The 17271-nt window shown below is 69.2% G+C and carries 12 protein-coding genes; 8 read left to right on the top strand and 4 right to left on the bottom strand.

The genetic code is table 11. From position 1 onward, the window contains the following. Nucleotide 1: 1 nt before the first annotated feature. The 3 genes from AB3X07_RS19170 to AB3X07_RS19160 all read right to left on the bottom strand — a co-directional run bounded on the left by AB3X07_RS19170 (nucleotide 2) and on the right by AB3X07_RS19160 (nucleotide 5084). Nucleotides 2-2944: a valine--tRNA ligase gene (locus AB3X07_RS19170; RefSeq protein ID WP_369940361.1), complete on the bottom strand. Its 2943-nt coding sequence runs from the start codon at nucleotides 2942-2944 to the stop codon at nucleotides 2-4. Nucleotides 2945-3049: 105 nt separating this feature from the next. Beyond that, nucleotides 3050-3475 carry a DNA polymerase III subunit chi gene (locus tag AB3X07_RS19165; protein WP_369944814.1) on the bottom strand — a complete coding sequence of 142 codons (426 nt, stop codon included), beginning with the start codon at nucleotides 3473-3475 and terminating at the stop codon, nucleotides 3050-3052. Nucleotides 3476-3599: 124 nt separating this feature from the next. Beyond that, nucleotides 3600-5084, bottom strand: coding sequence for a leucyl aminopeptidase (locus AB3X07_RS19160; RefSeq protein ID WP_369940359.1), 1485 nt, complete (start codon nucleotides 5082-5084; stop codon nucleotides 3600-3602). Between the two features lie 108 nt (nucleotides 5085-5192). On the opposite strand from AB3X07_RS19160, the gene lptF reads away from it, so the two are divergent. From lptF to AB3X07_RS19135, 5 genes are all read left to right on the top strand, one after another. Next, nucleotides 5193-6278, top strand: coding sequence for an LPS export ABC transporter permease LptF (gene lptF / locus AB3X07_RS19155; protein ID WP_369940357.1), 1086 nt, complete (start codon nucleotides 5193-5195; stop codon nucleotides 6276-6278). Further along, nucleotides 6275-7381: an LPS export ABC transporter permease LptG gene (gene lptG, locus AB3X07_RS19150; protein ID WP_369940356.1), complete on the top strand. Its 1107-nt coding sequence runs from the start codon at nucleotides 6275-6277 to the stop codon at nucleotides 7379-7381. Before lptF ends, lptG begins: the two co-directional genes overlap by 4 nt. Before the next feature lie 94 nt (nucleotides 7382-7475). Continuing rightward, complete coding sequence (locus AB3X07_RS19145) at nucleotides 7476-7718, top strand: hypothetical protein (RefSeq protein WP_369940355.1); 243 nt, start codon at nucleotides 7476-7478, stop codon at nucleotides 7716-7718. Between the two features lie 94 nt (nucleotides 7719-7812). After that, nucleotides 7813-8115, top strand: a complete 303-nt coding sequence (locus AB3X07_RS19140) for a hypothetical protein (RefSeq protein WP_369940353.1) — start codon at nucleotides 7813-7815, stop codon at nucleotides 8113-8115. A gap of 287 nt (nucleotides 8116-8402) precedes the next feature. Then, the gene (locus tag AB3X07_RS19135; RefSeq protein WP_369940352.1) at nucleotides 8403-9077 is read left to right on the top strand and encodes a methyltransferase domain-containing protein; all 675 of its coding nucleotides are present in this window, start codon (nucleotides 8403-8405) and stop codon (nucleotides 9075-9077) included. A 270-nt stretch (nucleotides 9078-9347) separates the two neighbouring features. Here AB3X07_RS19135 and AB3X07_RS19130 read toward each other — a convergent pair whose 3' ends face one another. Then, a complete protein-coding gene (locus AB3X07_RS19130) occupies nucleotides 9348-9824 on the bottom strand; it encodes an RDD family protein (RefSeq protein WP_369940351.1) in 477 nt (158 codons plus the stop codon). 177 nt (nucleotides 9825-10001) lie between these two features. Here AB3X07_RS19130 and xerD point away from each other — a divergent pair, with 177 nt between their 5' ends. From xerD to purL, 3 genes are all read left to right on the top strand, one after another. Beyond that, nucleotides 10002-10976 (top strand): site-specific tyrosine recombinase XerD, encoded by a 975-nt coding sequence (gene xerD, locus AB3X07_RS19125; protein WP_369940350.1) that lies wholly within the window; start codon nucleotides 10002-10004, stop codon nucleotides 10974-10976. 99 nt (nucleotides 10977-11075) lie between these two features. Continuing rightward, complete coding sequence (locus tag AB3X07_RS19120) at nucleotides 11076-11879, top strand: DsbC family protein (protein WP_369940348.1); 804 nt, start codon at nucleotides 11076-11078, stop codon at nucleotides 11877-11879. Nucleotides 11880-12366: 487 nt separating this feature from the next. Then, nucleotides 12367-16422, top strand: a complete 4056-nt coding sequence (gene purL, locus AB3X07_RS19115; protein WP_369940347.1) for a phosphoribosylformylglycinamidine synthase — start codon at nucleotides 12367-12369, stop codon at nucleotides 16420-16422. The last annotated feature ends 849 nt before the right edge of the window (nucleotides 16423-17271 follow it).

The raw sequence follows: 17271 nt of genomic DNA, 5'->3' as shown, positions 1-17271 counted from the left end.
GCTACAGCTTGGCGCGCTGTGCGCGCAGGCCGTCCAGCTGCGCGCTCCAGTCGGCCAGGCGCTGTCGCTCCTGTTCGACCACCGCCGCCGGCACCTTGTCGGTGAACTTCTCCAGCTTGGCCGCGCTCTTGTCCTTCTCGGCGGCGACGCGGGCGATCTCCTTGTCCAGGCGCAGGCGCTCGGCATCCAGGTCGACCAGGCCTTCCAGCGGCACCAACAGCCGCAGTTCGCCGACGATCGCGGTGGCCGCGGCCGGCGCCGCTGCGCCATCCTCCAGCCACTGGATGGCCTCCAGCTTGAGCAGGAAGCGCAGTTGCGGGGCGAAGCGCTCGACCCGCGCGCGGTCCTGCGCCTGGCCGCCCTGCAGCAGCAGCGGCACCTGCCGCGACGGCGCCACCTGCAGTTCGCTGCGCACGCGACGCAGCGCCGAGACCATCGCCTTGAGCCATTCGATATCGGCTTCGGCACTGGCGTAGTCGGCCACGTTCAGCGCGCCGGGCTGCGGATAGGGCTGCAGCGAGATGGTCGATGCGGCGATGCCCAGGCGCGGCGCCACCTGCTGCCACAGTTCCTCGGTGACGAACGGGGTCAGCGGGTGCAGCAGGCGCAGCAGGGTTTCCAGCACCTGCAACAGGGTGTGGCGGGTGCTGTCGGCGGCGACGGCGTCGTCGCCGTTCAAGGCCGGCTTGGTCAGTTCCAGGAACCAGTCGCAGAACTCGTTCCAGGCGAACTCGTACAGGCACTGCGCCAGCAGATCGAAGCGATAGGCGGCGTAGTGCGCCTGCGCTTCGGCGGCGACCTTGTCCAGGCGCACCAGGATCCACTTCTCGGCATCGGTGACGGGTGCCTGCTGTGCCGATTCCCGATTCCCGGTTCCCGATTCCCGGCCCTGCGTATTCATCAGCACGAAGCGGCTGGCATTCCACAGTTTGTTGCAGAAGTTCTTGTAGCCCTCGGCGCGGCCCAGGTCGAACTTGATGTCGCGGCCGTGGCCGGCCAGCGCGGCGATGGTGAAGCGCAGCGCGTCGGCGCCGTGGGCGATGATGCCCTCGGGGAATTCCTTGCGCGTGGCCTTCTCGATCTTCTCGGCCATGCGCGGCTGCATCAGCCCGGTGGTGCGCTTGGCGACCAGGTCCTCGATGCGGATGCCGTCGATGATGTCCAGCGGATCGAGCACGTTGCCCTTGGACTTGGACATCTTCTGCCCGTCCTTGTCGCGGATCAGGCCGGTGATGTACACATCGCGGAACGGCACCTGGCCGGTGAAGCTGTCGGTGGCCATGATCATCCGCGCCACCCAGAAGAAGATGATGTCGAAGCCGGTGACCAGCACGCTCGACGGCAGGTAGCGGTCGAAGCCGCGCGCGGCCATCGCCTGCGGATCCGGCCAGCCCATCGTCGCGAACGGCCACAGCTGCGAGGAGAACCAGGTCTCCAGCACGTCGCTGTCCTGGTGCAGGGCGACGTCGGCGCCCAAGCCGCCCTTCGCGCGCGCGTCGGCCTCGTCGCGGCCGACGTAGCAGTTGCCCGCGTCGTCGAACCAGGCCGGAATGCGATGGCCCCACCACAGCTGGCGGCTGATGCACCAGTCCTGGATGTTCTCCATCCAGTGGCGGTAGGTGTTGATCCAGTTCGGCGGCACGAACTGGATCTGGCCCGATTCGACCAGTTCCAGGCCGCGCTTGGCCAGCGCGTCCATCTTCACGAACCATTGGTCGGTGAGGTAGGGCTCGATCACCTGGCCGGTGCGGTCGCCGCGCGGCACCTGCAGCTTGTGCGGCTTGGTCTCGACCAGGATGCCGAGGTCTTCGAGGTCGGCCAGCACCGCCTTGCGCGCGTCGTAGCGGTCCAGGCCCCAATACTTTTCCGGAATGCCAATGTCGGAGGCCATGTCAACAACACTGAACACCCGATTCCTGTTTTCGCTCGGATTGGATGTTGTTTGATTTATGTGCCAATCGGCCGCGGAGTTGCTGACGATCTTGGCTTCCTTGGTCAGGATGTTGATCATCGGCAACCCATGCCGCACGCCGACCTGGTAGTCGTTGAAGTCGTGCGCCGGGGTCACCTTGACCACGCCGGTGCCGAACATGCGGTCGACGTAGTCGTCGCCGATCACCGGCACGCGGCGGCCAGTCAGCGGCAGTGTCACCGTCTTGCCGATCAGGTGCGCGTAGCGCGCGTCCTCCGGGTGCACCATCACCGCGGTATCGCCGAGCAGGGTCTCCGGGCGGGTGGTGGCGACCACCAGGTAGTCGCGGGTCTCGCGCAGGGTCTCGTTGCCGTCGGCATCGTGTTCGACATGCGTGTAGCTGGCGCCGTCTTCCAGTTTGTAGGCGATCGACCACAGGAAACCGTCTTCCTCGACGTTCTCCACTTCCAGGTCGGAGATCGCGGTCTTCAGCACCGGGTCCCAGTTGACCAGGCGTTGGCCGCGGTAGATCAGGCCCTGCTCGTGCCAGCGCACGAACGCTTCGACCACCGCCGCCGACGGCTGCGGGTCCATGGTGAAGGTGCTGCGCGACCAGTCGGCCGAGGTGCCGAGGCGGCGCATCTGCCGCTCGATGGTGTCGCCGGAATGCTGCTTCCACTCCCACACCTTCGCGATGAAGCCCTCGCGCCCCAGCGAATCGCGGGTCTCGCCGTTGCCTTCCAGCGCCAGGTTGCGCGACACCACCATCTCGGTGGCGATGCCGGCATGGTCGCTGCCGACCTGCCACAGCGTGTCGAAGCCGCGCATGCGGTGGTAGCGCACCAGCGCGTCCATCAGCGTCTGCTGGAAGGCGTGGCCCATGTGCAGCGTGCCGGTCACGTTCGGCGGCGGCAGCAGCACGGTGTACGGCTCGCCCTGCCCGGACGGCTTGAAGTGGCCGGCCGCTTCCCACTGGGCGTACAGGCGCGATTCGAAGGAGGAGGGGTCGTAGCTGGGGGCGAGGGTGGTCATGGAGAAGCCGGGATTGGAGATTCGGGATTGGGGATTCGTTGCCGTGCGGTGCTCGTGAAGGGGAGCGGGGAAGGGACCCATCCCGAATCCCCAATCCCGGCTTCATCACATGTCGTACTTGCTGACCTCGAAGCCCAGCGCCTTGTACTGCTTCCAGCGTTCGCGCAGCGGTTCGCGCGCGGCCGGGTCGGCCGGCACCACTTCCAGGACGCGGTCGCAGGCGCCGCGGTAGGCGTCGTCGCGCAGGTTGATCACCAGCGGACGCGATGGCGCCTCCACCCCGGGCGGGGCGATCAGCACCTGCGCCTCCTCCTCGTCGACGTCGGCGCCGGCGATCTGGTGCGTGATGTAGGCATCGTCGTCGAACGCCCACAGCAGCTCGTCCAGTTCCTCGGCCTGGGCCATGTCGCGCGCCAGCACCAGCGTCCACAGGTTGGCGTCGTTGGCCTTGCGCGCCAGCTCGCAGACCAGCCGCAGCGGTTCGGTGAGGAACCGCGGCTTGGCGATCAGGTAGAAGTCGGCGCGCATCAGGGCGGGGATTCGTTATTCGGGATTGGGGATTGGCAACCGCGGATCATGGTCGCCTGCTGGAGCAAGGGGCGCGCAAAGGGAACGCGGAGGCGCCTTTCACGAATCCCCACTCCCGACTCCCCAATCACGCCGCGCCGCCTGCGGCGCGGTCGAGCAACCACTGTGACAACAACCCCACCGGGCGGCCGGTGGCCATGCCGCGCTTGCCTTCGTCGCTGGCCACGCCGGCGATGTCCAGGTGCGCCCAGCGCTGGTTCTCGGTGAAGCGCGACAGGAAGCAGCCGGCGGTGATCGCGCCGGCCCAGCGGCCGCCGATGTTGTAGACGTCGGCGAAGCTGGAATCCAGCAGGCCCTGGTACTCGTCCCACAGCGGCAGGCGCCAGGCGCGGTCGAACACGTGCTCGCCGGCGGCCAGCAGTTCCTCGGCCAGGTCGTCGTGCTTGCTCATCAGGCCGGCGGTCTGGTGGCCGAGCGCGACCATGCAGGCGCCGGTCAGGGTGGCCACGTCGATCAGCGCAGCGGGCTCGAAGCGCTCGGCGTAGGTCAGCGCGTCGCACAGGATCAGGCGGCCCTCGGCGTCGGTGTTGCCGACTTCGATGGTCTTGCCGGACATGCTGGTGATGACGTCGGACGGGCGGTAGGCGTTGCCGTCGATCGCGTTCTCCACCGCCGGCACCACCACCACCAGGTTCAGCGGCAGGCGCGCGGTGGCCGCGGCGACGAAGGTGCCGATGACGTTGGCGCCGCCGCACATGTCGTACTTCATCTCCTCGATGCCGCCCTGGGTCTTCAGGTTGACGCCGCCGGTATCGAAGGTGATGCCCTTGCCGACCAGCACGTAGGGCTTGGCGTCGCCGCCGCCGTGCCACTTCAGCACCAGCAGCCGCGGCCGGTTGGCCGAGCCGCGCGCCACCGCCAGCAGCGAGCCCATGCCCAGGTCCTGCATCTGCGTCTCGTCGAGGATCTCGGCCTCGGCGCCGTCCACGCCCTGGGCGAAGGCGGCGGCGGTCTCGGCCAGGTAGGCGGGGGTGCACAGGTTCGGCGGCAGGTTGCCGAGCTCGCGGGCGAAGGTCACGCCGGCGGCGATGGCCTGGCCCTGGGCCAGCGCGGTGGCGTCCTCGCCGAGCACGGCCAGGTGGGCCAGGCCGCCGGCCTCGGGCTTCTTCTTGCCCAGGGTGGCGGTGTAGCGGTAGCAGGCATGGTCGCTGGCGATCACCGCCTGGCGGATCGCCCAGGCCTGGTCGCGGCCCTTGACCTCCAGTTCGGAGAGCGTGAACAGGGCCTTGGCCGCCGGGCCGCCCTTCAACGCGCGCGCCGCGTCGCCGACCGCCTTCAGGTACTGCGGCACGCCGAACTTGGCGGACTCGCCCAGGCCGATCACCAGGACGCGCGGCGCGGCCACGCCGGGCAGGTCGTGCAGCAGGGCGGTGGCGCCGGTCTTGCCGCCGACGTCGCCGCGGCCCGCCAGGGCCGTCAGGCGCCCGCCGCTGGCGGCGTCCAGGGCCTGGGCGGCCGGCGACAGGCGCTTGTCGGCGAACATGCCGACGACGATGCAGTCGAACGCCGCGGTGGCCGGGGCGTCGTGGTTCAGGGTGAATTCCAGGGCCATTGAGCAGATTCCGTTGGCAAATCCGTACAATCGCGGGCTGTTTACGCCCAGCCGGGTTAGGCTGGCCGCGCCGCGAACGAATCCGAGAGTTTAAATCAACCCACCCCCATGCCGAAGCTCGATCGATACCTGCTGCGCGATTTCATCCAGAGCTTCTTGGCGACCCTCATCGTGTTGCTGGTGGTCAGCGTGGGCGGCGTGCTGGTCGATGTGCTGGGCAACATCGCCGATGGCCGCATCCCGGCCAAGTTGCTGTTCTCCCAACTGGGCCTGCAGTTCGTGGTGTACCTGCCGCTGATCCTGCCGCTGGCGCTGATGCTGGGCCTGCTGCTGGCCCTGGCGCGGCTGTACCGCGACTCGGAGATGGCGGTGATCACCGCCATCGGCGTCGGCCCGCGGCGCCTGCTGCGGCCGATCCTGCTGCTGGTGATCCCGGTGGTGACCCTGGTCGGGCTGTGCTCGCTGTGGCTGGGCCCCTGGGCCGACCGCACCTCCGACCGGCTGATCGACGAGGCCAACCGCAGCCTGCTGATGGCGGGGCTGGAGGCGGGGCGCTTCACCACCCTGTCCGATGGCGGCATCGTCTACATCAGCACCCTGTCCGGCGACGGCACCAAGCTCGGCAAGGTGTTCATGCAGCGGCAGAAGGACGGGCGCCTGGACGTGGTCACCGCGCAGCGCGGCGCGATGTTCTTCGAGGGCAGCGCCGACCGCTACCTGCGCCTGGAGGACGGCTACCGCATCGAGGGGCCGCTGGCCGGGGAGGACATGGATTACCGGCTGATGCGCTACGCCAGCAACGACGTGGCCCTGCCGGACCGCGACGAGTCGCGCAAGGACGACGATCCGGAACTGCTGCCCACCGCGCAGCTGGTCGGCGATCCGCGCCCGCAGGCCAACGCGCAGCTGCACGCGCGCATCGCCCCGCCGCTGCTGGCGCTGGCCTTCGCCCTGCTGACCCTGCCGCTGTCGCGCAGTTCGCCGCGGCAGCAGCGCTACGGACGGATCATGCTGGCGTTCCTGGCCTACCTGGTCGGCACCAACCTGATGTTCCTCGGCACCCAGTGGCTGAGCACCGACAAGCTGCCGCGGATGCTGGGCCTGTGGTGGCTGACCCTGCCGCTGCTGGCGCTGGCGGTGTGGAGCTACCTGCGCGACGGCCGCCTGTCGCGGCCGCGGAGGCAGGCGGCATGAGGCTGCGTCCGCACCTGCACGACGTCTACGTCGGCCGCGCCGTGCTCGGCACCGTCCTGCTGACCTGGGCGGTGCTGCTCGGCCTCGACGTGATCATGGCCTTGTCCAACGAATTCAAGGACATCGGCAAGGGCAGCTACAGCCTCGGCCACGCCGTGGCGTTCGTCGCCTACACCGTGCCGCGGCGCGCCTATACCCTGTTCCCGACCGGTGCGGTGATCGGCGTGCTGATGGGCCTGGGGCAACTGGCGGCGGCCTCGGAATTGACCGCGCTGCGCGCGCTGGGCCTGTCGCGGCGGCGGCTGAGCGTGGCCGCCGCGGCGACGATGGCGGTGCTGACCGCGGCGATGGTGTTCAGCGGCGAGACCCTGGCGCCGTGGGCGCAGAACCAGGCCGACGCGATCAAGGCCAACGCCAAGTACAACGGCAACATGAGCATGGCCCGCTACTCCGGGCTGTGGGCGCGGGAGGGCGACACCTTCCTCAACGCGCAGAGCGGCGAAGAGCACCTGGAAGCCGGCGGCGGCGCCTGGCTGGAGCTGCGCGACGTGCGCCTGTACACGCTGGACCAGGCCGGGCGCCTGGCCTCGCTGACCCACGCCATCACCGCCGAGCACCGCAGCAGCGGCTGGACCCTGAGGCAGGTCTACCGCGATACCTTCGCCGAGCGCTCGGTGCAGCGCGAGAAATTCGACAGCCTGCCGTGGCAGTCGCGGCTGGACGCGGCGGCGCTGGCCTCCGGCCTGGCCAAGCCGCGCAACCTGTCCGCGCACGACCTGCACACCAGCATCGAGTACCGGCGCCGCAACGGCCTGGACGCGCGCGACTACGAGGACCAGTACTGGAGCCGCTGGTTCTACCCGATCAACGTGCTGGCGCTGTGCTTCGCCGCGATCCCGTTCGCGTTCGGCGCGCTGCGCAGCGGCGGCATGGGCAAGCGCCTGTTCCTGGGCATCCTGTTCGCGCTGGTGTTCTGGCTGCTGCAACTGTTCTTCGGCCGCATGGCCGGCGCGCTCAAGTTCGATTACCGCATCGCCTACGCCTTGCCGCCGCTGGTGATGCTGACGGTGTCGTGGCTGCTGTTCCGCAAACGGAGTAATTGAGGCGATGCGCCGTCCGAGTCCCACCGGTCTGGCGTTCTGCGGGTGCTACGCGGCAGTGATCGCTGGCTGCCAATGGCTGGCGAACAATGCGCAGATGGATGCCCATCTGCGGTCGGGACTGCGGACACTGCCGACCGCGCCGATCGTGCTTCCGCTGGACATTCTCGGCGTGACGCCGTTGCTGGAGTGGTTGCCTGCGATGGTCGCGAATGTGCTGGTGCTCCTGCCCATGTTCTGGGCGAGCTATTGGCTGGGCCGATTCCTGGAGCGGTGGATCGGCGAGAAGAACGCCGCGCGCAGGGCCGCATCGGCGCGCAGGCAGGTCGACCGCCCATGATCCTGAAGGTGCCGTGGTGCTCGCGACTGACCGCGCCGCGCAACCTGTGCGCCGGTGGCGTGGTCGCGGTTGCGCAAACGCAGCGAGTAGGTCGATGCGCCGGGTGAGCTGGCTCGGTGTCGGCTTTTGCCTACTGTACGCGGTGCCGACCGCGTTATGCATCTGGGCCGCGCAGGGCGCCGACGACAAGGGCCATTTCGTGATGCTGCAGCTGCCGTTGACCCCGCAGTTGGCGGCGCTGGATGCGCTCGGCCTCGATGCCTGGTTGCAGGGCATGTCCTGGACCGTCGGCTATCTGCTGCTGGTGCCGCCGCTGTTGCTGCTGTTGTACGTTGCCGGGCATGGGCTGCAGGCTTTGCTGGACCGTGCGGTGATGCGGTTCGTGCGGTCGCGTTGAGCGGGGCAGTCCGCGGAGTTTGCGGTCGTGCGCGGCATCGGCGTGATGCTGAAAATGCAAGTCAATGCTTGTGCGATCCAACGACGATCCGGGTGCGACGCGCCAGGCGGTGCCGTTTTGCTTTACCCTGCGTGGGTATGCGGCAATAATCGTGCGCGTTCTGCAGAGGGCATTGCACGTCGTGCTCCATAGAAGCTGGCGCTTCGAGCGGCGCTGCTTGCCGACTCGATGAAGCCCGAGATCGTTGTAATTGCCAAATTGAAGGGTTCCAGATGCATCCCACTGCTATGAGCAATGGCAAGCTTTTTTTTGAGGCTTACTCCAAGCCACTCAAGGATCAAGCGAATGTCAAGGTCGTCGAGATAGGCTCCAGGAATTTCAACGGCAGCCTGCGCGAGGTGGCGCCGCAGCAGTTCGAGTACATCGGCGTGGATTTTTCCAGTGGCGACGGCGTCGATGTCGTGTTGGATTCGCCGTATTCGCTTCCGTTCGACGATGCGTCCATCGACATGGTGCTGTCGAGCAGTTGCCTCGAGCATTCGGAAATGTTCTGGCTCGTGTTCCTGGAGATCATGCGGGTGCTGAAGCCCGGCGGGCTGTGCTACCTGAATACGCCGTCCAATGGCGATTTCCACCGCTATCCGGTCGACTGCTGGAGATTCTATCCCGACAGCGGCAAGGCGCTGATCTCCTGGGCCAAGTGGAACAAGGTCGATGCAGTGCTCCTGGAGTCCTATGTCGGCAATCAGCACCTGGACCAATGGAACGATTGCGTGACCGTCTTCCTGAAGGGCGAGCAGTACGTCGAGCGATACGAGACCAGGATTCTGGACACGTTCCAGGATTTCCGGAATGGCTACAAGCACGGCGTCGATGGGTTCCTGAACTACAGCGATTCTCCCGAGGACAGGGTGAAGCTGGCGGTCATCGAAAAGATCGCGAACGGGCAATCCAAGGTGTAGGGCTCGTGTCGGAGTGCGGCCGCATTCGCGAAGGGAATGCGGCGCTCCGGGGATAGGCGCGCTCGCGTGATGCGCGACGGGGCGATGTAGAAAAGCCACGCCTCGACTGCCCGGCAGACACGATTGGTTGTGGTGCCGAGGTCGCAGCGATTGCAATCAGAGTGTTGCCTTGGGGGCGAATCAGCCCGGTGGCGCTGGCGTGGTCGTGCCGCATCGGTTCTGACGTGCCAATGTCGCTGGACGTGCCGCGCCGCGCGTCGATGGATACGGTCAGGGCTTTCGCTTCGGAAGCCGTACCAGCCGCGTGGCGCTGGCACGGTCGTGCCAGGTCAGCCGCTCGCGATCGAACAGCGCCCACCAGAAGCCCAGCCCGCCCAGCAGCAGCGATAGGGTGCCGATCACATAGCGCAGCCACAGCGCGCCCCAGCGCGGCGTGCCGCCGTCGGCGGCCTGCAGACGCAGTCGCCATGGGCGCATGCCCAGGGTCTGGCCGCCGCGGCGCCAGCTCAGCGTCGCGTACAACCCGGACACCACCCAGCAGCACAGCCACAGCAACCACTGCAGCGCGCTGAACGGCGCGATGTTCTCGCGCGGCGCGTGGCCGTCCAGGGTGTAGCCGAGGGTGAACAGCGCCGAGATCACGAACCACAGGGCCAGCACCGGCCAGGCGTCGTAGAACAGGGACAGCAGCCGCCACGGCAGCAGGGCACGGGGGCGGGCAGAGGCGTCGGCAGGCGTGGCGGGCATCGCCACAGCTTAGCGGCAGCGCCGCGGACGCGTCACCGCCCGTCGCGTCTCACCCTTGCGTCCCGCCGCACGGACGCTAGGCTTTTCCCGATTCCCGATTCCCGATTCCCGATTCCCGATTCCCGATTCCCGATTCCCGATTCCCGATTCCCGATTCCCGACCCCCCAAGCCCGCCAATGCCAGAACTCCGCACCCCCGCCGAACGCCGCCAGCAGGCCCAGCAGCTCGCCCCGCTGCGCGACGCCGATGCGGCCGCGATCCAGCAGTTCCTGGACGTGGCCTGGGCCGAGCAAGGTCTGGCGCGGCAGAGCCTGGACAGCTATCGGCGCGACCTGGAGGGCTTCGCGCGCTGGCGCGACGGCGCCGGCGGTGGGCTGGCCGGGGCCGATCGCCAGGCCCTGTTCGACTATCTGGCCTGGCGCGCGCGCATGGGCTATTCGCAGCGCAGCAACGCCCGCTGGCTGTCGTCGCTGCGCGCGTTCTTCGCCCTGCGCCTGCGCCGCGGCGAGCGCAGCGAGGATCCGACCGCGCTGCTGGACCCGCCCAAGCTGCCGCGCTCGTTGCCCAAGGCATTGGCCGAAAGCCAGATCGACGCGCTGCTGGCGGCGCCGGACACGGCCGATCCGGCCGGGCTGCGCGACCGCGCCATGCTGGAGCTGATGTACGCGGCCGGGTTGCGCGTCAGCGAACTGGTCGAACTGCCGGCCAACGCGGTGAACCTGCGCCAGGGCGTGTTGCGGGTGACCGGCAAGGGCAGCAAGGAACGCCTGGTGCCGCTGGGCGAGGAGGCGCAGCACTGGCTGCAGCGCTACCTGGACAGCGCGCGGCCGGCGCTGGCGGCCGGGCAGGCGGTCCCGGCCAGCGACGGCCGCGTGCCGATGTTCATCGACGCGGCGCGACGCCCACTGAGCCGGCAGCAGTTCTGGAGCCTGGTCAAGCGCTACGCGGCGCTGGCCGGCATCGATCCGGCCGCGGTCAGCCCGCACGGCCTGCGCCACAGCTTCGCCACCCACCTCCTCAACCGCGGCGCCGACCTGCGCGCGCTGCAGATGCTGCTCGGCCACAGTTCGCTATCCACCACCCAGATCTACACCCTGGTCGCGCGCGAACACCTGCAGAAGCTGCACAGCAAGCATCATCCCCGCGGCTGAGGCGCCAGCGCCGCGCCGCGGACCGCTCAGCCTGTCTACATGGAGCGAGCGCGGGGGTATGCGACAATCCGGCCGATTCGCAGCCCTGATGGATAGCCAATGCTCCGTTTTGCTCTTTGCGCGCTGCTGGGCGCCGCCTCCCTTTCCGCCTGCGCGCAGCCGGCGCCCCCGACCGGCGCCGCCGCCGCGGCCAAGCCGGCCGCTCCCGCCGCCGGCGCGCCCGGCGAGCAGCGCGTGCGCGCGGCCCTGCTGCAACTGGATCCGAACTTCAAGCCCGACTACATGGGCGCCGCCCCGTTCCCGGGCTTCCGCGAGGTGGTGGTCGGCGGGCAGGTGCTGTACGTGTCCGACGACGGCCGCTATCTGTTCCAGGCGCAGCCGTTCGACATCCAGGAGAAGCAGTTCGCTTCCAGCGAGGGCCTGCTGAGCTACCGCCGCAAGTTGCTGGAATCGGCGCCGCATGCCGAGCGCATCGTGTTCGCGCCGCCCAATCCCAAGTACACCATCAGCGTGTTCACCGACATCGAATGCGGCTATTGCCGCAAGCTGCACAGCGAGATCGCCGAGCTCAACAAGCAGGGCATCGCGGTGGAGTACCTGGCGTTCCCGCGCATGGGCCTGGGCAGCCAGGACTACAAGGACATGGTCGCGGTGTGGTGCGCGGCCGACAAGAAGAAGGCGCTGACCGACGCCAAGGCCAGCGGCAAGGTGCCCACGGCGGCCAACTGCAAGAACCCGGTGACCATGCAGTACAACCTGGGCCAGCGCCTGGGCGTCAACGGCACCCCGGCGATCTTCGCCCCGGACGGCACCCAGCTCGGCGGCTACCTGCCGCCGGCGCAGCTGCGCCAGGCGCTGGACAAGCGCGCGGCGGAAGCGACGAAGGCTGGCGGAAGCCGCTAAGGGCCGCGCGCGGGGAATAGGGAATAGGGAATCGAGAGCGTCGGCTGTTTGATTCCCACCGCTGGATCCGCAATCCCGCTTTCGGTGCGAGGGCAGTCCGTTACGGCCGACTGTCCCGCGGCCGATGCTCTGTCAGGTCACCGCCCGTTCCCATTCCTGCTGTCCCGATGTTGAGGCCAGTCCGCTACGGCTGACTTCTACGCAGCCGACGCCCCGTCCGCTGCAGGCCTCCCATTCCCGATCCCCCTTCTCCATTCCCCGCTGTTGAATGGCTGACTGCCCCGCGGCCGACGCCCTGTCAGGCCACCGCCCGTTGCCATTCCTGCTGTCCCGATGCTGAGGCCAGTCCGCTACGGCTGACTTCTCCGCAGCCGACGCCCTGTCCGCCCCCCCCCCCCCGGCTGTTTCCCATTCCCCATTCCCGAATCCCCATTCCCAGCTCTCCAGCTACAATAGCCAGCCCGTTTCCTCACACGGTTCCCCGGACATGATCGTCCTCGAGGGCGTTTCCGCCCTTTCGCCGTTCCGTCGCGCTCGGCTCGAAACCCGCCTGCAGTCCCTCGTTCCCGGCGTGCGCATCGCCGGTGCCTGGCACGTCTACTTCATCGACAGCGCGGCCGACGCCGCAGTGGACATCGCGGTCGCGCGGCGCATCCTGCAGGCGCAGGACGCGCCGGCGCAGGCCGAGGCGGGGACCTGCTCGCGCTACGTGGTGCCGCGGCTGGGCACGCGCTCGCCGTGGTCGAGCAAGGCCACCGAGCTGGTGCGCGGCGCCGGCCTGGCGATCCGCCGGGTGGAGCGCGGCACCCGCCTGGATCTGGCCGGCTGGCCCGAGGCGCCGGCCGATCAGGCCGCGCTGGCCAAGCTGCTGCACGACCCGATGACGCAGTCGCTGCTGGACGGCGCCGCGCAGGCGCAGGCGCTGTTCGACGCCCCGCCGCGCGGCGAGGTCGAGCGCATCGCGCTGGACCAGCTGGAAGCGGCCAACGCACGCCTGGGCCTGGCCCTGGCGCAGGACGAGATCGACTACCTGCGCCAGCGCTTCGGCGAACTGGGCCGCGATCCGGCCGACGTGGAACTGATGATGTTCGCGCAGGCCAATTCCGAGCACTGCCGGCACAAGATCTTCAACGCCAGCTGGACCATCGACGGCAAGGAGCAGGACCGCTCGCTGTTCCGGATGATCAAGCACACCCACCAGCAGACCCCGCAGCACACGCTCAGCGCGTACAGCGACAACGCGGCGGTGGTGGAAGGGCATCCGGCCGCGCGCTACCGCCCAGATCCGGCCAGCGGCGAATACCGCAGCGAGGCGGTGACGCCGTCGGCGTTTTGCATCAAGGTCGAGACCCACAACCACCCGACCGCGATCGCGCCGTTCCCGGGCGCGTCCACCGGCGCCGGCGGCGAGATCCGCGACGAGGGCGCCACCGGCCGTGGCGGCAAGCCCAAGGCCGGCCTGACCGGTTTCAGCGTCTCGCACCTGCGCATTCCGACGCTGCCGCAGCCCTGGGAGGGCGCGCGCCCGTTGAACCCGCGCATGGCGCCGGCGCTGGAGATCATGCTGGACGGCCCGCTCGGCGGCGCCGCGTTCAACAACGAATTCGGCCGGCCCAACCTGCTCGGCTATTTCCGCAGCTTCGAGCTGCCCGAGACGCAGGACCTGACCCGCGCCTACGACAAGCCGATCATGCTGGCCGGCGGCCTGGGCGCGATCGACCGCGTGCAGGTGGAGAAGATCAAGCTGCAGCCCGGCGATGCGGTGATCGTGCTCGGTGGCCCGGCGATGCTGATCGGCCTGGGCGGCGGCGCGGCCAGTTCGGTGGCCTCCGGCGACAGCGCCGAGGACCTGGATTTCGCCAGCGTGCAGCGCGACAACCCGGAGATGGAGCGGCGCGTGCAGGAGGTCATCGACCGCTGCGTGGCGCTGGGCGCGGACAACCCGATCCGCTGGTTCCACGACGTCGGCGCTGGCGGCCTGTCCAACGCCATTCCCGAACTGCTGCACGACTCCGGCGTGGGCGGCCGCATCGACCTGGACCGCGTGCCCAGCGACGACCCGTCGCTGTCGCCGATGCAGCTGTGGTGCAACGAATCGCAGGAGCGCTACGTGCTCGGCGTGCCGCAGGCGCGCCTGGACGAATTCGCCTCGATCTGCGAACGCGAGCGCTGTCCGTTCGCCGCCGTGGGCGTGGCGACCGCCGAGGAACGGCTCGTCGTGGGGTACGGTGTCCTCGGCGGCGGGAATGGGGAATCGGGAATCGGGAATGGTGAAAAGCAGGTAGACCCCGCTGTTGCCCATTCCCCATTCCCCACTCCCCATTCCCGGCACCCAATCGATCTGCCGATGGATGTGCTCTTCGGCAAGCCGCCGAAGATGCACCGCGACACCCGGCAGCCGCCGGCGCCGCGCTGGCCGGAGCTGGATACCGATGCGCTGGATCTGCGCGAGGCCGGGCTGCGTGTGCTGGCCCATCCGACCGTGGCGGCGAAGAGCTTCCTGGTCACCATCGGCGACCGCAGCGTCGGCGGGCTGACCGCGCGCGAACAGATGATCGGCCCCTGGCAGCTGCCGCTGGCCGACTGCGCGATCACCCTGGCCGGGTTCAACACCCACGCCGGCGAGGCGATGGCGATCGGCGAGCGCACCCCGCTGGCCCTGCTCGACGCCGCCGCGGCGGCGCGGATGGCGGTGGGCGAGGCGATCACCAACCTGTGCGCGGCGCCGGTGCAGGCGCTGGACCAGGTCAAGCTGTCGGCGAACTGGATGGCCGCGGCCAACCACGACGGCGAGGATGCGCGGCTGTACGCCGCGGTCAAGGCGGTGGGCATGGAACTGTGCCCGCAGCTGGACCTGAGCATCCCGGTGGGCAAGGACTCGCTGTCGATGCAGGCGCAGTGGGCGGTCACCGCCGTGAATCGGGAATCGGGAATCGGGAATCGGGAAACGCGCGACGCGTCCCACACCGACGACACCGCTTCTCCGATTCCCGATTCCCCATTCTCCACTCCCGGCTCCACGCACAAAAGCGTCTCGCCCGTCTCCCTCATCGTCTCCGCGTTCGCGCCGGTCGCCGATGCCCGCAGCCAGCTCACGCCGTTGCTGGCGCGCGAGGCCGAGAGCGAGCTGTGGCTGATCGGGTTGGGCGGCGGCAAGCAGCGCCTGGGCGGTTCGGTGCTGGCGCAGGTGCATGCCGAGGGCGGGCTGCCCGCCTTCGGCGGCGCGGTGCCGGACCTGGACGATGCGCAGCGGCTGCGCGCGTTCTTCGAACTGATCCGCGATGCGCGCGAGGCCGGCTTGCTGTTGGCCTATCACGACCGCAGCGACGGTGGCGCGTTCGCCGCGCTGTGCGAGATGGCGTTCGCCTCGCGGCAGGGCCTGGACATCACCCTCGATGCCTGGGGCGACGATCCGTTCCGCAGCCTGTTCAACGAGGAACTGGGCGCGGTGGTGCAGGTCGCCAACGAAGACCGTGCCGCGTTCGCCGACCTGATCGAGCGCCATGCGCTGACCGAATGCGCGCAGCGCATCGCCCGCCCCAGCACGGCTGCGGCGGTGCGCGTCGGGCTGGCCGGCAAGACCCTGGCCGAATGGCGCTGGGAAGAGCTGTTCGATGCATGGTGGTCGGTGAGCCATGCGATGCAGACGTTGCGCGACAACCCCGACAGCGCCGACGAGGAACGCGCGGTGGCGCGCGATTTCGCCGCGCCGGGGCTCCGGCCCAAGCTGGTGTTCGACCCGGCCGAGGACGTCGCCGCGCCGTTCGTCGCCAGCGGCGAACGGCCGAAGGTGGCGATCCTGCGCGAGCAGGGCGTCAATGGCCAGATCGAGATGGCCAACGCGTTCGAGCGCGCCGGCTTCCGCGCCTTCGACGTGCACATGAGCGACCTGATCGCCGGCCGCGTGGACCTGGCCGGGTTCGTCGGCCTGGCCGCCTGCGGCGGCTTCAGCTACGGCGACGTGCTCGGCGCCGGTCGCGGCTGGGCCACCTCGATCCTGGAACGGCCGGCGCTGCGCGATGCGTTCGCCGCGTTCTTCGCGCGCCCGGACACGTTCGCCCTGGGCGTGTGCAACGGCTGCCAGATGCTCAGCCAGCTCAAGGACATCATCCCCGGCGCCGAGCACTGGCCGCGCTTCCTGCGCAATCGCAGCGAGCAGTTCGAGGCGCGCACCAGCCTGCTGGAAGTGGTGGAGTCGCCGTCGATCTTCCTGCGCGGCATGGCCGGCTCTCGGATCCCGGTGGCGGTGGCGCATGGCGAAGGCCGCGCCGAGTTCGACAGCGCCGTGGACCAGGCCGCCGCGCGCGTGTCGCTGCGCTTCGTCGACGGCAACGGCGAGGTCGCGCAGCGGTATCCGCTGAACCCGAACGGCTCGCCCGACGGCATCACCGGCCTGACCAGCGACGATGGCCGGGTGACCATCCTCATGCCGCATCCCGAGCGCACCCCGCGCTCGCTCAACCTCAGCTGGCATCCGGAAGGCTGGGCGGACGATTCGCCGTGGTTGCGCATGTTCCGCAACGCGCGGGTGTGGGTGGGTTGAGCGGCGCGTAGCCGCGTCCGCTGCTGGCGGCGCTGCGGCGCTGCGGCGGAAGGCGGAAGGCGGAAGGCGGAAGGCAGAAGGCGGCTGTGCTCCGCGAGTCGCTTTCGCGCCGGACCCTCACCCCAAGCTCTCTGCCGATGGGAGAGGGGCGATCGGCTGTTCCCTTCTCCCATCGGGAGAAGGTGCCCGAAGGGCGGATGAGGGTACGGGCGCAGCCTCGTGTCCCCAACTCCGCGAGTCGCTTTCGCGCCGGACCCTCACCCCAAGCTCTCTGCCGATGGGAGAGGGGCGATCGGCTGTTCCCTTCTCCCATCGGGAGAAGGTGCCCGAAGGGCGGATGAGGGTACGGGCGCAGCCTCGTGTCCCCAACTCCGCGAGTCGCTTTCGCGCCGGACCCTCACCCCAACCTCTCTCCCGATGGGGGAGGGGCGATCGGCTGTTCCCTTCTCCCATCGGGAGAAGGTGCCCGAAGGGCGGATGAGGGTACGGGCGCAGCCTCGTGTGCCCAGCTCCGCGAGTCGCTTTCGCGCCGGACCCTCACCCCAAGCTCTCTGCCGATGGGAGAGGGGCGATCGGCTGTTCCCTTCTCCCATCGGGAGAAGGTGCCCGAAGGGCGGATGAGGGTACGGGCGCAGCCTCGTGCACTAACCTCCGCGAGTCGCCCTCGCCAGTCGCTACCACAGCCTCCCGCCGGCTGAAAAACACCCAGTCCGCGCCCAGTGCCCGCCGCACCGCCCGCGCCCCGCCGCTCCCGGACAGCGACCGCGATCTGCGCAGTTGCGCTTGTGCACGGCCGCAGGCAGCCGGGCGTCGAGCGCGGCCGGGACGCCTGTCCCTGCATGCCCGGCT

The organism is Xanthomonas sp. DAR 35659 (assembly GCF_041242975.1).
GTDB classification, from domain to species: Bacteria; Pseudomonadota; Gammaproteobacteria; order Xanthomonadales; family Xanthomonadaceae; genus Xanthomonas_A; species Xanthomonas_A medicagonis.
This window is presented reverse-complemented; position numbering and strand designations above follow the sequence as displayed.

Coding starts and splice junctions, on each gene's coding strand:
- AB3X07_RS19145 (WP_369940355.1), top strand. CDS start 7,476: ATGGATGCCCATCTGCGGTCGGGACTGCGGACACTGCCGACCGCGCCG.
- AB3X07_RS19130 (WP_369940351.1), bottom strand. CDS start 9,824: ATGCCCGCCACGCCTGCCGACGCCTCTGCCCGCCCCCGTGCCCTGCTG.
- AB3X07_RS19140 (WP_369940353.1), top strand. CDS start 7,813: ATGCGCCGGGTGAGCTGGCTCGGTGTCGGCTTTTGCCTACTGTACGCG.
- purL (WP_369940347.1), top strand. CDS start 12,367: ATGATCGTCCTCGAGGGCGTTTCCGCCCTTTCGCCGTTCCGTCGCGCT.
- xerD (WP_369940350.1), top strand. CDS start 10,002: ATGCCAGAACTCCGCACCCCCGCCGAACGCCGCCAGCAGGCCCAGCAG.
- AB3X07_RS19160 (WP_369940359.1), bottom strand. CDS start 5,084: ATGGCCCTGGAATTCACCCTGAACCACGACGCCCCGGCCACCGCGGCG.
- lptF (WP_369940357.1), top strand. CDS start 5,193: ATGCCGAAGCTCGATCGATACCTGCTGCGCGATTTCATCCAGAGCTTC.
- AB3X07_RS19120 (WP_369940348.1), top strand. CDS start 11,076: ATGCTCCGTTTTGCTCTTTGCGCGCTGCTGGGCGCCGCCTCCCTTTCC.
- AB3X07_RS19135 (WP_369940352.1), top strand. CDS start 8,403: ATGAGCAATGGCAAGCTTTTTTTTGAGGCTTACTCCAAGCCACTCAAG.
- lptG (WP_369940356.1), top strand. CDS start 6,275: ATGAGGCTGCGTCCGCACCTGCACGACGTCTACGTCGGCCGCGCCGTG.
- AB3X07_RS19170 (WP_369940361.1), bottom strand. CDS start 2,944: ATGACCACCCTCGCCCCCAGCTACGACCCCTCCTCCTTCGAATCGCGC.